Source organism: Dermacoccus sp. Tok2021, from assembly GCF_019895135.1.
GTDB classification, from domain to species: Bacteria; Actinomycetota; Actinomycetes; order Actinomycetales; family Dermatophilaceae; genus Dermacoccus; species Dermacoccus abyssi.
Genome location: NZ_JAGTHU010000008.1, coordinates 13,114 through 27,869, shown reverse-complemented (window position 1 = coordinate 27,869; position 14,756 = coordinate 13,114). Strand labels below are relative to the sequence as shown.

The 14,756-nt window shown below is 69.1% G+C and carries 11 protein-coding genes; 2 read left to right on the top strand and 9 right to left on the bottom strand.

Features of this window, described 5'->3' with window-relative positions:
• Nucleotides 1-52: 52 nt before the first annotated feature.
• Nucleotides 53-373, top strand: a complete 321-nt coding sequence (locus tag K9D12_RS06305) for a putative quinol monooxygenase (RefSeq protein WP_118912723.1) — start codon at nt 53-55, stop codon at nt 371-373.
• Nucleotides 374-390: 17 nt separating this feature from the next.
• Here K9D12_RS06305 and K9D12_RS06300 read toward each other — a convergent pair whose 3' ends face one another.
• Both K9D12_RS06300 and K9D12_RS06295 read right to left on the bottom strand, forming a co-directional pair.
• Nucleotides 391-1,299 carry a GNAT family N-acetyltransferase gene (locus K9D12_RS06300; RefSeq protein WP_205744882.1) on the bottom strand — a complete coding sequence of 303 codons (909 nt, stop codon included), beginning with the start codon at nt 1,297-1,299 and terminating at the stop codon, nt 391-393.
• Complete coding sequence (locus K9D12_RS06295; protein WP_129665208.1) at nt 1,292-2,383, bottom strand: amidohydrolase family protein; 1,092 nt, start codon at nt 2,381-2,383, stop codon at nt 1,292-1,294. The genes K9D12_RS06300 and K9D12_RS06295 overlap by 8 nt, the downstream gene beginning before the upstream one ends.
• A gap of 133 nt (nt 2,384-2,516) precedes the next feature.
• Between K9D12_RS06295 and K9D12_RS06290 the strand changes: the two genes are divergently transcribed.
• Complete coding sequence (locus tag K9D12_RS06290; RefSeq protein ID WP_129665205.1) at nt 2,517-3,245, top strand: alpha/beta fold hydrolase; 729 nt, start codon at nt 2,517-2,519, stop codon at nt 3,243-3,245.
• Nucleotides 3,246-3,346: 101 nt separating this feature from the next.
• Here K9D12_RS06290 and ffh read toward each other — a convergent pair whose 3' ends face one another.
• The 7 genes from ffh to smc all read right to left on the bottom strand — a co-directional run bounded on the left by ffh (nt 3,347) and on the right by smc (nt 14,754).
• Entirely contained in the window at nt 3,347-4,960 is a 1,614-nt protein-coding gene (ffh, locus tag K9D12_RS06285; protein WP_129665203.1) for a signal recognition particle protein, read from the bottom strand.
• An 85-nt stretch (nt 4,961-5,045) separates the two neighbouring features.
• Nucleotides 5,046-7,403, bottom strand: coding sequence for a [protein-PII] uridylyltransferase (locus tag K9D12_RS06280; protein WP_129665201.1), 2,358 nt, complete (start codon nt 7,401-7,403; stop codon nt 5,046-5,048).
• Between the two features lie 34 nt (nt 7,404-7,437).
• Nucleotides 7,438-7,776 carry a P-II family nitrogen regulator gene (locus tag K9D12_RS06275; RefSeq protein ID WP_129665199.1) on the bottom strand — a complete coding sequence of 113 codons (339 nt, stop codon included), beginning with the start codon at nt 7,774-7,776 and terminating at the stop codon, nt 7,438-7,440.
• Nucleotides 7,773-9,194 (bottom strand): ammonium transporter, encoded by a 1,422-nt coding sequence (locus K9D12_RS06270; protein WP_047311969.1) that lies wholly within the window; start codon nt 9,192-9,194, stop codon nt 7,773-7,775. Before K9D12_RS06270 ends, K9D12_RS06275 begins: the two co-directional genes overlap by 4 nt.
• A gap of 203 nt (nt 9,195-9,397) precedes the next feature.
• Nucleotides 9,398-10,777, bottom strand: coding sequence for a signal recognition particle-docking protein FtsY (gene ftsY, locus K9D12_RS06265; RefSeq protein ID WP_129665197.1), 1,380 nt, complete (start codon nt 10,775-10,777; stop codon nt 9,398-9,400).
• 55 nt (nt 10,778-10,832) lie between these two features.
• Entirely contained in the window at nt 10,833-11,111 is a 279-nt protein-coding gene (locus tag K9D12_RS06260) for a hypothetical protein (RefSeq protein ID WP_129665195.1), read from the bottom strand.
• A gap of 100 nt (nt 11,112-11,211) precedes the next feature.
• Nucleotides 11,212-14,754, bottom strand: coding sequence for a chromosome segregation protein SMC (smc, locus tag K9D12_RS06255; RefSeq protein WP_129665193.1), 3,543 nt, complete (start codon nt 14,752-14,754; stop codon nt 11,212-11,214).
• Nucleotides 14,755-14,756 lie beyond the last annotated feature (2 nt).

Here is a 14,756-nt window from a genome sequence, read left to right as displayed (position 1 = left end):
CGAGAAGTCGGCACATCCCCTTGTCTATGCCCCGAGTGAAAGGCACCTTCCGATGATCTTCATCGTCGTCAAGTTCGACGTCCGCCCCGAGCACGCCGAGACGTGGATGGACCACGTCGCAGCGTTCACCGAGGCCACCCGCGCCGAGAGCGGCAACCTGTGGTTCGACTGGAGCCGCAGCGTCGAGAACCCGAACGAGTACGTGCTCGTGGAAGCGTTCAAGGACGACGCCGCAGAGGCACACGTGAACTCCGAGCACTTCAAGACGTTCACCGCCGAGACGCCTGACAAGCTCGCCTCCACGCCGCGAATCATCAGCCGCCAGATCGACGGCGAGGGCTGGGACGAGATGGGCGAGATCAGCGTCGACTGACGGCCCTCGACAGCCCCTCAGACGAGGCGCGGGCGCAGTCGGAGAGCCGCCCGCGTCACGTCTGAGGGATTGCCGCTGATGCTCGCGACGATGTCGTCACCGCGGGCGACGGTGGCGCCGGCACGCAACAGCGCGTCGTGAGCGGCCTCCGCGTCGTCACCGGCCGACCACACGACGGGCGCCGCTGCGTACCGGGCCGTCGTGAGGGCGGCGTCGAACGGCACGTCGGCGAGGGCCACTCCCCCGAGTTCACGTGCGACCGCGAAGGCCGCAGCGGCCGGCGTGCCCGACCCGCACACGATGACACCCGTGGGCAGATCGTTCGCGGTGTGCGGCGCCGCGGGCCATTCCTCGCGCGTCACGGCGAACGAGTCGTGATCGAACCACGCGCTCCGACCCCCGAGACCGTCGGCCAGCCACAACATCCGGCGCATCGTGCGCTCGCGGCGGAACCCCAGGGAGCGCAGGAGGCCGGCCGACGTGTCGTTGCCGATGCGCACGTTCGCCTCGAGGCGATGAAGCCCCATACCGTGGGGCGCCTGACGTAGCACGATGCCGACGACGAGGGCCATCCCCTCGCGGAACAGACCGGTACCGACGTAGGGATCGAACGCGTTGTAGCCCATGGTGGCGCTCATGAAACGGCCGTGGACGACATTCGTCACGTTGACGCAGCCCACGAGCCCCGCCTCGTCACCTGCCACCCGGGCAGCGTCCTTGGCGCGGATGAGAAACGTGCGGTGCGTGGCCGACTGCGCCGCGAGGTGGTGGACGAGGTCGTCCGGGTTGACCGGGTTCCAGCGGCCGATCCGAGACGCTGACCGTGTCATCGCCTCCCGGTACGGCGCGATGTCACCACCCGTCGCCACACTGACGTGGACACGCTCACCGTCGGCGACGAGGAGGCGCCCGTCGTCCTCACTCAACGACGCGTCCGCGCAGGATGACATGCGTGGGCGCGGCGAGCACGCGAACGTCGTCGCGCGGGTCGCTCTCGTACTGCACGAGGTCAGCCGGGGCACCCTCGACGAGCGCTTCGTGGCCCAGCCATTCGCGAGCGCCCCACGTCGCCGTCGCGATGGCCTCGGTCGCGCTCATCCCGACGTTGAGCATCTCCTCCACCTCACGGGCGACGAGGCCGTGGGGCAACTGCCCGCCGGCGTCGGTGCCCGCGAAGATGCGCAAGCCTGCGTCCCGGGCCGCGCCGATGGTCTCGTACCGGCGCGCGTGTAGGTCACGCATGTGAGCGGCGTAGCCGGGGAACTTCTTCTCCCCCGCCTGCGCGAAGCTCGGGAAGTTGTCGAGGTTGATGAGCGTGGGCACGATCGCGATGTCGCGCTCGGCGAACATCGCGATGGTCTCCTCGGTGAGGCCGCTCGCGTGTTCGATGCAGTCGATGCCGGCTTCGGCAAAGTCGACGAGCGACTGCTCACCGAAGCAGTGGGCCGTGACGCGAGCGCCCTCCTCGTGGGCTGCGTCGATCGCCGGTGTGAGGGCCTCCTTGGGCCAGCAGGGCGCGAGGTCGCCGGCGTCGCGGTCGATCCAGTCGCCGACGAGCTTCACCCAGCCGTCGCCGCGGCGGGCTTCCTGACGCACGTAGGCGACGAGGTCCTCCGGCTCGATCTCGTGGGCGAAGTTCTTGATGTAGCGCTTCGTGCGCGCGATGTGACGTCCGGCGCGCACGATGCGCGGCAGGTCCTCGCGTTCGTCAATCCAGTGGGTGTCGACGGGTGAACCGCAGTCACGCAGGAGGAGCGCGCCGGCCGAGCGGTCGGCCAACGCATGCGCCTCGGCGTTCTCCGGCGCCCCACCGTGGGCTTCCAGGCCGACGTGACAGTGCGCGTCGACGAGGCCCGGAAGGAAGGTGCCCTCCAGACGTGTGGCGTCTGCGGTGGCTGCGCCGTCAGGGGTCTCGAAGGTGATGCGTCCGTCGATCACCCACGCTTCGGCCGCTTCGTCATCGGGGCCACGCAGGACGCGACCGGTCAGGTGCAGGACGGTGTCGCTCATGCTCGTGACCCTAACGGGAGCCACCGACCCAACGGGCGAGTAGGTGCGATGTTCCTCACGTTGTCCGCCCATTTTCGCCGAGTGACGGCGACGTGTGGAGGGCCTTCCCAGGCGTGAGCCGTATTCTGAAGGGATGTCCGGTTCGGTGGTTCTCGTGCATGGTGTGCGCTCTTCGCGCACCATGTGGCGACCCCAGATCAAGCGCCTGACGAAGCGAGGCTTCCACGTCGTCGCGCCTGATCTTCCCGGTCACGGCGAGCGTCAGGACGAGGAGTTCTCGCTCGCTGCGGCGTTGGCCACCATCGACGAGGCCGTCGCGTCGTGCCCCGAGCCGCCGATGCTCGTCGGGTTGTCACTCGGCGGCTACCTGTCGCTGCAGTACGCCGCCACCACGCAGCGTCCCCTACGCGCCGTAACGGTGGCGGGGTGCACCGCCGTCCCGAACCGCTTCCTCGCGGTGGTGTTCGGCGCCTACCTCTCCTGGCGGGACCGGCTTCCCGGCAGCGCGGACGACAGCGTTCTCGCCGCCTTCGCGAAGGCCAACTCGCCCAAGGCCGCGCGCCACTACTACGGCGGCGGTCGCGCGAAGGCTCACGTCGTGGCCCCCGTCATGCGCGCACTGGGCCGCCTCGACGTTCTCGAGGCGATCGGCTCGATCGACGTGCCCGTGACGATCATCAACGGCCGCCGTGACGAGTTCCGCATCCACGAGCGTCGCTTCCTCGCGGCCAACGACGCGGCCCGTCTCGTCGTGCTCGACGACGCCGGTCACATCTCGAACCTCAACCGGCCCAAGCGCTTCACTAAGGAGCTGCGGGCGGCGTTCGAGCGCGCCGAGCGCCCGCCCCTCGTCGTCGCGTAGCCGACAATTCCTTCACCGGCTGTCCCCGAGCTGGGACGGCGAAGGGCCGACCACTTCGTGTGTGGTCGGCCCTTCACGGTCATGCAGCGCTCTTCGCGCGATCAGTCCTTGTCAGCGCCCGGGCCGAGGAACTTCTCGAAGCCCTTGGGCAGCTTCATGTTGGAGTAGTCGGGCTCTTCCTTCATCTGCCCGAACGCGTTCTCCATGGCCTGGTTACGGGCGGCATCGGCCTTCTTCGCTGCCTCCGCTTCCTGCTGCGCGCGCTTGGCCGGGTTACCGCTCTTGCCCTTCTTCTTGGGCTGGCTCTTGCCGCGCTTGCCGCCACCGGCACCCATGCCCGGCATCCCGGGCATTCCCGGCATACCGCCGCCGTTCTTCAGCTGACGCATCATCTTCTGCGCCTGGCCGAAGCGCTCGAGCAGCTGGTTGACCTCGGAGACGCTCACGCCCGAACCGCGCGCGATGCGCGCACGGCGCGAACCGTTGATCTGCTTGGGGTTGTTGCGCTCGAACGGCGTCATCGAGTGGACGATGGCCTCGACGCGGTCGAACTCGCGCTCGTCGAGGGCGTTGAGCTGGTCACGCATCTGGCCCATGCCCGGCATCATGCCGAGCAGGCCCTTGATGTTCCCCATCTTCTTGATGGCCGACATCTGCTGGAGGAAGTCGTCGAACGTGAAGTCCTCGCCACCGGAGAACTTGCGGGCCATCTCGGCGGCCTGGCGCTTGTCGAAGGCCCGCTCGGCCTGCTCGATGAGGGTGAGCACGTCGCCCATGTCGAGGATGCGCGACGCCATGCGGTCGGGGTGGAAAACCTCGACGTCCTTGACGCCTTCACCCGTGGACGCGTACATGATGGGACGGCCGGTGATGGAGGCGACGGACAGAGCCGCACCACCGCGGGCGTCACCGTCGAGCTTCGACAGGACGACACCCGTGAAGTCGACGCCGTCCTGGAACGCCGTCGCCGTCTCGATGGCAGCCTGGCCGATCATCGCGTCGATGACGAACAGCACCTCGTGCGGGTTGATGGCCGCGCGGATGTCGGCCGCTTGCTGCATGAGGTTCTCGTCGACGGCCAGACGACCGGCGGTGTCGACGATGACGACGTCGTACTGACGCAGCTTGGCCTGGTTGACGCCAGCCTGGGCGACCCACACCGGGTCGCCGTAGGAGCGGGTGCCCTCGGCGTTCTCGGAGACCGCGTCGTGACCACCCTCGTTGCCGCGCTCGGGAGCGAAGACGGGCACACCCGCGCGCTCACCGACGACCTCGAGCTGACGCACGGCGTTCGGACGCTGGAGGTCGGCGGCCACGAGCACCGGGAAGTGGCCCTCGTCGCGCAGACGGCGGGCCAGCTTGCCGGCGAACGTCGTCTTACCCGAACCCTGCAGACCCGCGAGCATGATGACCGTCGGGCCCGACTTCGCCATCGTCAGGCGCCGGGTCTGACCACCGAGGATCTCGACGAGTTCCTCGTTGACGATCTTGACGACCTGCTGGCCCGGGTTGAGCGCCTGGCTCACCTCGGCACCCAGCGCGCGCTCGCGCACACCACGGGTGAACTGCTTGACGACCGGCAGGGCGACGTCCGCATCGAGCAGCGCCATCCGGATGTCGCGGATGGTCGAGTTGATGTCGGACTCGGTCAGACGCCCCTTGCCACGAAGATTCGTGAAGGTGGCTGTCAGACGGTCGGAAAGGCTGTTGAACACCGGTTTAGGTTACCCGCTCGCCCCGGGCGCCGTCAGATCGACTCCGTGGGACCGCGCCTGCGGCGCACCTGAGCGTTCTGCTCGTTCACCGAGAGCGCAGGGCGCCTCGAACGGCATCGAGCGCACGATCGAGCGCATGAGGATCCAGCGTCCCAGCGTCAGCTGCCCTCACCGTGAAGACGTCGACCGCCCGGCCCGCGCTGGTCATGACGCTCGCAGCGACGAGCGCCACGCCGCAGGCCGCGAGGGCGCGTCCCACGTCGAAGAGGAGCCCGACGCGGTCGGGCGCGCGCACTTCGATCCGCTGCGCGTCCCCTGCGGACGACACACGTCGCACGAGAACGTCGCTCGGCCGCTCTGACCCGGCGTGAGCCCGGTGCGCGGGAACGTCCAGGGCACGAAGGGGCGTGCGATCTCCACACCGGAGCGCGCGCAGGGCTCTCTCGAGCTCCGTGACGTCTGGCAACTCCCCGTGCGGCGCCTCGACCGACCACCGATCCAGGGCCAGCCCCTCTCGCGTCGTGATCGCAGCAGCGACGACCCTCAGTCGCCTCAGGGCCAGGAGCCCGGCCGTGTCGGCGAAGAGTCCGGGCCGGTCGACGTCGACGACCGTGAGAACAGCTGAGCGCACGTCCTTGCGCTCGACCTGAAGCACGACATCCCCGTCACGAACCCTCTGCGCGTCCTGTGCCGTCGGCTCCCAGCCGACCCGCGGATTCGAGGTGGCGACCTCGTGTGTCAGCTGTGCCTCCGCGCGCCGCACGAGATCGGCCACGAGACCCGCACGCCACGAGGTCCACGCTCCGGTACCGGTGGCCACGGCGTCGGCTTCGGTGAGCGCGGCAAGAAGCTGGAGCACCTGCTCCTGACCGGAGACGGCCTCGATGACGACATCAGCCGTGCGCGGATCGTCAGGGTCGCGTCGAGTGGCGCACTCGGCCAACGTGAGGTGGTGGCGCACGAGCCGTTCGACGACCGCGGCGTCGTTCGCATCGAATCCCATCCGCTCGCAGATGGCCCGGGCGACGGGGGCACCCTCGACACTGTGGTCCCGCTGACCAGACACCTTGCCGATGTCGTGAAGGAACGCCGCGACGACGAGGAGATCCGGACGAGCCACCCTCACGAGCAGTGGCTCGCAGGCCGCGCACGCCTCGATGAGGTGGCGGTCTACGGTGAAACGGTGAAGCGCGTTTCGCTGGGGGCGTGATCGGATCGACGCCCACTCCGGAAACCATGCGTCGATCACGCCGATGCGGTCGAGGTCCTCCCACACGTCGACGAGGCCCGCACCGGAGGCGAGCAGCTCGACGAAGGCCTCCCGCACCGGCGCCGGCCAGGGCGTGGGAAGGCGGGGAAGGTCAGAGGCGAGCTTCACGGCCGTCGCCGGAGCGATACGCATTCCTCGACGCGCTGCCTGCGTGGCCGCGCGAAGGAGCTGCACGACGCCCGGCTCACGCGGTGAGCCACCGAGCACGACTTCCCCGTCGTGGAGGAAGAGGCCGTACCCCAGCGGCGTCAGGCGCGGGCGACGCGGCCCCACCCGAAGACCCCGTGCACGCTGTGCCTGCGAGGCGGAACGAACCGCGGTATCGCGCACGTGCGCCACGGCGCGCCCCGCGTTAACGACCCGGGTGAGCAGTTCGTCGGCATCCTGCAGACCGAGGAGCTGGGCCACGGCATCCTGGTGCTGTAGTCCCAGAGTCGCGCGCCCCCGCTCGGTCACCACCTGCAGCGCGTCGCGAACGTCCAGCAGAGTCGTTCGAGCCGGATCGAGAGCCCCCCGCTGCGGATCTGCGAGCCAGGCCGTCGTCAAGGCATCGATGAGCAGGAGGTCGCGCAGACCACCACCGGACTCCTTGAGATCAGGCTCCAAAGTCCCCGAAACAGCCGCGAAGCTCGCGTGCCTCGCCTCGAAAGATTCGAGCACCTCCGGAAGTCGCTTGCGGGCTGCGGCGCGCCAGTCCACGCCAACACTCTGGCGCACCCCTGCCACAAGGGTCGCGTCGCCCGCCACGGGCGCGAGATCGAGCATCCCCACCGCAGCGGCAAGATCACCTGAGGCGGCCTTTCGGCATTCTGCGAGCGTGCGAACCGAATGGTCGAAACGCACACCGGCGTCCCACAGCGGGTACCAGAGGCCGTCGGCCAGCCGGCTGAGACGCTCGGCTCCCACCCGACCGGTGTGCACCAGGACGAGGTCCACGTCACTGAGGGGGCCGGCCTCCCCCCTGGCCTGCGAGCCGACCACGGCAAGCGCAACGTCTGTCGTGCCGGAGGAGAAACCCGCAGCCGAGATCGCCTCCTGCCATACCTGCTCGAGGTAGCCCTGGGCGTGCTCGGCGAGACGGAGCCGGCGAGCACGCCCGGCGCCCGGACTGCTGAATCCCAGTGCCGTGGCGAGTTCGAGGCGCTCGGCGTAGTGGGCGGAGGCCAGGACCATCAGTTCTCCGCCCACGACGTGCAGCCGGCCGGGGTCACAGCGCCGCCGGACCCGTCTCACCTGTGCGAACACGCACGACGTCCTCAACCGGCACGGTCCACACCTTGCCGTCGCCGATGCGTCCCGTCTGCGCGGCACGCACGACGGCGTCGACGACGGCGGGCGCGTCGGCGCCGTCGATGACGACCTCGATGCGCAGCTTCGGCACGAAGTCGACGCTGTACTCGGCGCCGCGGTAAACCTCGCTGTGGCCGCGCTGGCGGCCGTAGCCGCTGACCTCGCTCACCGTCATCCCGGCGATGCCATAGGCCTCGAGGGCTTCCTTGACGTCGTCGAGCTTGAACGGCTTGATGATGGCGGTGACGAGTTTCATGCCTGCACTCCTCGCGGGTCGTTGTGTTCTGCGCCGGTGGTGCTGCCACCGAGGGGGCCGTGGCCGGACGGCAGCAGGCCGTGGCCGACGCGGGTACCGGAGGCGAACCCACCGAAATCGTAGGCGGATTCGGCGTGCTCGGCGGAGTCGATGCCCGCGAGCTCGTCGTCGTGGTCGATGCGCCAGCCCATCGTCGCCTTGAGGGCGAGACCGATGACGGCGGTGAGCACGCCCGTGAACGCGAGGCAACCGAGCGCGATGACGATCTGCACGACCGTCTGCTCGTAGCCCTTGCCGTAGAGCAGGCCGTTCGTCGTCGACAGCAGGCCGGCGCCGATCGTGCCCCACAGGCCGGAGACGAGGTGGACGCCGACGACGTCGAGCGAGTCGTCCAGGTTGAACTTGAACTTCAGGCTGACGGCCAGGGCGCTGAGGATGCCGGCGACCGCGCCGAGGATGAGCGAGCCGACGGGGCTGAGCGCACCACAGGCGGGGGTGATCGCGACGAGACCGGCGACGACGCCGGAGGCGGCACCGATGGACGTCGCCTCACCGTCCTTGATCTTCTCGACGGCGAGCCAACCGATCATCGCCGCACACGTCGCGGCGGTCGTGTTGACCCACACGAGGGCGGCCGAACCGTCTGCGGCGAGCTCGGAACCCGCGTTGAACCCGAACCAGCCGAACCAGAGCAGACCGGCGCCGAGCATGGTCAGCGGCACGTTGTGGGGGCGCATGGGCACGCGGCCGAAACCGGCGCGGCGCCCGACGATGAGGGCGAGGACGAGGCCCGCCATGCCTGCGTTGATGTGGACGACGGTGCCGCCCGCGAAGTCGATCGGTGCGAACGTGGCCTTGCCGTCGGTCGAACCGAACATCGTCGCGGCGACGCCCTGGTCGGTGCCGCCGAGTAACCCGCCGCCCCACACCATGTGCGCGATCGGGAAGTACACGATCGTCGCCCAGATCGCGGAGAAGACGAGCCACGTCGAGAACTTCACACGGTCGGCGATGGCGCCGGAGATGAGCGCGACCGTCAGGCCCGCGAAGGTGAGCTGGAAGCCCACGAACGCGAGCTCGGGGATGTTTCCGTAGCCCTCGTACCCGAACGAGTTGAACACGTCGGCGACGTTGTGCAGACCGAACTTGTCACCCGGGTTCGCGATCAGCCCGGCGATGTCGTGGGTGCCGAACGACATCGAGTAGCCGTAGAGCACATAGATGATGCCGACGACGCCGAGGGCGCCGAACGACATCATCATCATGTTGAGCACCGACTTGGAGCGCGTCATCCCGCCGTAGAACAACGCCAGCGCGGGCGTCATCATGAGCACGAGCGATGCGCACAAGAGGACGAATGCGGTGGCCGCATAGTCGAGTTTGGGGGCGGCCTCTGCCGCCAGAAGGTGTGCGTTCATGCTCAGTGATCCTGCCCTCGTCACGTTTCAGCGTGCGGCTCGCGATGTTTCGCCCATGTTTCGGATGCGGCGCTGACGTGAAATCGCGGTCACATCCTCAGGGTATGCACGCCATGCGAGACGTTTCGTGTCGAAGCGTGGACGCACGAGCGCCCACCGGCCGTGACTGCGGGTGGGCGCTGCGGGGCTCGAGACCGGCCTGCTCAGTCGAGCACCGCGTTGACGTACGCCTCCGGGTCGAAGGGCGCCAGGTCGTCAGGGCCCTCACCGAGACCGACGAGCTTGACCGGCACGCCCAGCGCCCGCTGGACGTTGACGACGATGCCACCCTTGGCCGTGCCGTCCAGCTTCGTCAGCACGACACCGGTGACGTCGACGGCCTGACCGAAGACCTCCGCCTGACGCATGCCGTTCTGACCCGTCGTCGCGTCGAGGACGAGGAGCACCTCATCGATGGGGCTGCGCTTCTCGACGACGCGCTTGACCTTCGTCAGCTCGTCCATGAGGCCGACCTTGTTGTGCAGGCGGCCGGCGGTGTCGATGAGCACGACGTCGCACTCCCCCTCCTGGCCGGCCTTGACGGCGTCGAACGCGACGGCGGCCGGGTCGGCGCCTTCCTTGTCCGAACGGACCGTGGGAACGCCCACGCGCCCACCCCAGGTCTCGAGCTGGTCGGCAGCGGCGGCGCGGAAGGTGTCAGCGGCACCGAGGATGACGTCCTTGTCCTCGGCGACGAGAACACGCGCGAGCTTGCCGACCGTGGTCGTCTTGCCTGTGCCGTTGACGCCGACGACGAGCACGACCGCGGGGCGGTCTCCGACGCGGCTGGCCGCGATACGACGGTCCATGTCGGGGCCCACCTGCGCGAGCAGTTCCTCGTGGAGCCACTGCGAGACGGTCTCCTCGTCGGTGGCACCGTTCACGGAGATCCGCTTCTTGAGGTTGTCGACGATCTCCGTCGTCGCCTCGACACCCAGGTCGGCACGAAGCAGCGTGTCCTCGACGTCCTCCCAGGCCTCGTCGTCCAGCGTCCCGCCGGAGAGCAGGCCGAGGAGGCCCTTGCCGAGGGCCGTGTTCGAACGGGAGAGGCGCTCACGCAGGCGCACCATGCGACCACGGGCAGATTCGGGCTTCTCGAGTTCACGGGTCTCGGCCGCCGTCGAGCTCGCGGCTTCCTCGTCGGCCTCGACGTCGAACGGGTTGGTCTGCGTGGCCTCCGCCTCGGTGAGCGGGCGGTCCTCGTCGACCGTCTCACCCGTGGCGGGTGCGGCTTCGGCCGGCTCCGTCGGCTCTGCGACGTCGGCCGTGTCGGTTGCGGTAGGAGCCTGCGTTGCGTTTTCGGGCTTCCGCGCCTGCTTCTTCGCCGGTGCGGGTTCGGCCGTCTTCGACGTGTCGATCCGCATGCCGCTGCTCGGCTTGTACTGCGTTTTCTTGGCGACCGGCCGCTCGATCGGCGTCTGCTCGGTCTTCGGCGGCACCTTCGGCGCCTTGCGCGAACGACCGCGGACGAGACCGACGACGCCCGCCACCCCTGCGAGCAGGGCAACGACTACGACAGCAAGAATTTCCCAGAGCTGATCCACGGCCCCATCATTGCAAACCTCACCGAGAACCGGCCATCGGGAGGCAGCGGCTCACTCAGCGTTCGGGTCGGCGTGCACGCTCGGAACGTGCCACCCCGGCCGAAGCACTCTCGCCGGACTTCGCGGGCTTCTTGGTCGCGCCGGCCTCGCCGGCCGCACGCTTCACGGGGCCTCGACTCCGGCCGACCGGCGCGTCGTCGGAGAGCCGGAAGAGACGTTCACCGCGCGGCGTGAACATGCTCCGCCCCGCACGGCGGGCCGGCAGCGCCACGATGCCCACGACGAAGAGGGCGAGCGCGACGGCAAGCGTCATACCAAGAACGAGCCAGAACACCGTGTCTCCTCATGTGTGCGGGGTGCCTCACGATTGTGACCGGCGCACTCACCGATTGCCAGTTGCCACGCGGACGGCTCAGGCGCTGTCACGCGTTCTCCTACGGAACACGGACGTCGCCCAGCCGCTGGGAGACCACGGTCGTCACGCCGTCGCCACGCATCGTCACACCGTAGAGCGCGTCCGCGACCTCCATCGTCCGCTTCTGGTGCGTGATGACGATGAGTTGGCTCGAGTCGCGCAGCTCTTCGAACAGGGTGATGAGTCGCCCGAGGTTCGCGTCATCGAGCGCGGCCTCGACCTCGTCCATGATGTAGAAGGGGCTCGGTCGCGCCTTGAAGATCGACACGAGCAACGCCACCGCCACGAGCGAACGCTCTCCACCGGACAGCAGCGACAAGCGCTTGATCTTCTTGCCCGGCGGGCGGGCCTCGACGTCGAGGCCGGTGGTCAGCATGTCGTCCGGGTCGGTGAGGACAAGTCTCCCCTCGCCGCCCGGGAACAGCCGCGAGAAGACGCCTTCGAACTCGCGGGCCACGTCGTGGAAGGCTTCGGTGAAGACCTGCTCGACGCGTGCATCGACCTCGTCCACGATGGACATCAGGTCCTTCTTCGAACCGCGCAGGTCGGCGAGCTGCTCGGTGAGAAAGGTGTGGCGCTCCTCGAGCGCGGCGTACTCCTCGAGCGCGAGCGGGTTGACCTTCCCCAACAGCTTGAGGTCGCGCTCGGCCCGCTGGAGTCGCTTCTCCTGCACGTTTCGCTCGAAGGGCACCGGCTCCGGCGTCTCCTCCCCCTCGGCGACTGGTTCGAGGTGCGGGACAAGCTGATGCGGCCCGTACTCCTCGACGAGCACGTCCGGGTCGATGCCGAGTTCGTCGCCAGCTCTCGTTTCGAGCGCCTCGATGCGCAGTCCCTGCTGCGCACGGGCCACCTCGTCGCGGTGCACCGAGTCGGTGACCTCCCGCAGGGCGTCCGCCTGCTCCTGAGCCCGCTGGCGGGCGGCCTTGAGTTGCGCCTCGCGTTCTCCCTTGGCCTGCGCCTCGGCGTCACGCAAGTGCACGAGCCGTTCGAGGGCGCGACGGACGTCGGCCGAGGCCGACTCGGCGTGCGAGCTCACCGTCCGTGCCACGCGCGCAGATTCCTCGCGGCTGCGTCGCCTCACCTCGGCCCGCTCGCGCGCCGCGAGCTCAGATCGTGCGGCCGCTTCGAGCGACTCCGCCCGACCCGAGAGCGCCCGTGCCCGTTCCTGGCGGGTGCGCAGCGTCAACCGGTGTTCGGTCTCCGCCGTTCGGGCGGATGCTGCGAGCGCCGCCAGGCGGTCTCGTTCGGCCACCGACGGTTCCTCGTCGCTCGGCTCTTCCTGGGCGTGAGCAAGCCGTAACTCGAGTTCTTCGAGTTCGCCGCGGTTCGCTTCGAGCGCCACGCGAGCCTGCTCGATGGAACTACGGATACGCTCTCGCTCGTGATCGGCTGCGGCGATCGTCTGGTGATGACGCGCCAGCTGCTCCGCGGTCGAGTCGATCTCGGCGTCGCTCTCGGAGAGCCGGTCCGCCGTCGCGTCGGCGGCCGCTTGTGCCTCACGAAGCGGCCCGGCGATCTCGTCCAGTTCCGTGGCGAGGTCACGTTCGCGCTCTGCTTGTGCCTGGCTGTCACGCCGCGCGTCGTCCAATGCAGCGCGCAGTTCGAGCGCTGAACGCCCCGGACGCCCCCCTCCGCGCACGAAGGTCGGTGCATAGACGTCGCCGTCCGCAGTGACCGCACGCGCGCCGCTCGCCACAACGGCAAGTGCCGCCTCAGTGTCGGGGACGAGCGCGAGCCTGTCCACGAGGACGGCGACGGCGGCCGCGAGGTGGTCCGGCACGGTCACCACGTCACGTACCCAGACCGCGCCGTCGGGCAGTTCCGGCCAGGCGCCGGAGTCGGGGGCGCTCGCTCCGGCGACGACGAGGCCGACCCGACCCCCCTCGTGATCACGCAGATGCCCGAGGAGACGCGCGGCGTCCTCGTGCGACGCGATGACGAACGACTCGGCCGCCCACCCGAGCGCGACGGAGACGGCCGCTTCGTGGCCCGGTTCGACCTGAAGAGCTTCGACGAGTTCACCGCCGAGGCCTGCGGCGTCGTCGGGGAGGTTCTCACGGGACGCCCCGGCCGAACCCAGGGACATCTCGAGCGCCTCGGCACGGGCTGAGGCGGCGCCACTTCGTTGCGACGCGGTGTTGCGCGCGTCGCGCAGTTCGCGGCGTCGCTCGTCGAGCTCCGCCAGTCGCGACGTGGCTTCCTCGGCCGCCGCGTTGACGGCCTCCTCGCCCGACTCGAGCTCCGCGAGGCGTGCCTGCAGAGTTTCGACCTCACGTCGAGCTTCGTCGACGCGCTCCGACGATCCGCCCAGAGTGCCGCGCAATCGACCGATCTCGGCCTCACCCGCCTCGACGCGAGAACGTCGAGCCTCTACTTGACCGTGAAGCTTGGCCAGGCCCTCTCGACGGTCGGCGGCTGCGCGCGCGAGGCGCACGATCCGCTGCTGCTCCCCCTGGTGGGCCCGCTCGGCTTCCTCGCGGGAGCGGACTGCCTCGTCGACGGCCTTCTGCGCTTCGTCGGCCTGAACCTGGAGTTCGAGCTCCTCCCCTCGCACACGCTCGGCCTGCCGTCGCAGCTGCTCGGGGTCGCGACCCGAGTGCGACGGTTCGTCGTCGGCCGCCATGAGGCGTACGCGCTCGCTCGCCAAACGGGCGGTCGCATCGAGCTTCTCCGCAAGGGAGGTGAGGGAGTACCACTGCTGCTGGAGCGCGTAGAGTGCGGGAGCCTTGCGGGCAGCGTCGTCCTCGAGTTCGGAGACAGCGCGTTTCGCCTCGGCCACGGAAGCCTCGAGACGCGTGCGACGTTCGACGAGTGCCTTCTCGTCGGCGAGGTCGGCCTCGAGACCCGCACGCTGCTGGACGAGATCGTCCGCCAAGAGGCGAAGGCGAGCGTCGCGCACCGTCATCTGGATAGACCGTGCCCGACGCGCCGTCTCCGCTTGTCGTCCGAGCGGCCCGAGTTGACGACGCACCTCGGCCGTCAGATCGGCGACGCGGGTGAGGTTTCCCTCCATCCCCTCGAGCTTGCGCAGCGCCTTCTCCTTGCGGCGGCGGTGCTTGAGGACGCCGGCAGCCTCCTCGATGAAGCCGCGGCGCTCCTCCGGTGTGGCTCGCAGGACGGCGTCGAGCTGGCCCTGGCCGACGATGACGTGCATCTCGCGGCCGATACCCGAATCCGAGAGGAGCTCCTGGATGTCGAGGAGCCGGCAAGGCGTGCGGTTGATCGCGTACTCCGAGCCGCCGCCACGGAACATCGTGCGGCTGATCGTCACCTCGGTGTAGTCGATGGGCAACGCGCCGTCGGAGTTGTCGATCGTCATCGTCACCTGGGCACGCCCGAGCGGCTGACGCCCGGAGGTTCCCGCGAAGATGACGTCGTCCATCTTGCCGCCGCGCAAGCTGCGCGCACTTCCCTCGCCCATGACCCAGGCGAGAGCGTCGACGACGTTGCTCTTGCCCGATCCGTTCGGGCCGACGATGCAGGTGATGCCCGGCTCGAGGACGAGGTCGGTTGCCGAGGCGAACGACTTGAACCCGCGCAGGGTCAACGACTTGACGTACAAGC

Excerpts from the sequence above, each read along its gene's own strand:
- K9D12_RS06295 (WP_129665208.1), bottom strand. The coding sequence starts at position 2,383 with ATGAGCGACACCGTCCTGCACCTGACCGGTCGCGTCCTGCGTGGCCCC.
- K9D12_RS06270 (WP_047311969.1), bottom strand. The coding sequence starts at position 9,194 with ATGAACGCACACCTTCTGGCGGCAGAGGCCGCCCCCAAACTCGACTAT.
- K9D12_RS06290 (WP_129665205.1), top strand. The coding sequence starts at position 2,517 with ATGTCCGGTTCGGTGGTTCTCGTGCATGGTGTGCGCTCTTCGCGCACC.
- K9D12_RS06275 (WP_129665199.1), bottom strand. The coding sequence starts at position 7,776 with ATGAAACTCGTCACCGCCATCATCAAGCCGTTCAAGCTCGACGACGTC.
- K9D12_RS06305 (WP_118912723.1), top strand. The coding sequence starts at position 53 with ATGATCTTCATCGTCGTCAAGTTCGACGTCCGCCCCGAGCACGCCGAG.
- K9D12_RS06280 (WP_129665201.1), bottom strand. The coding sequence starts at position 7,403 with ATGGTCCTGGCCTCCGCCCACTACGCCGAGCGCCTCGAACTCGCCACG.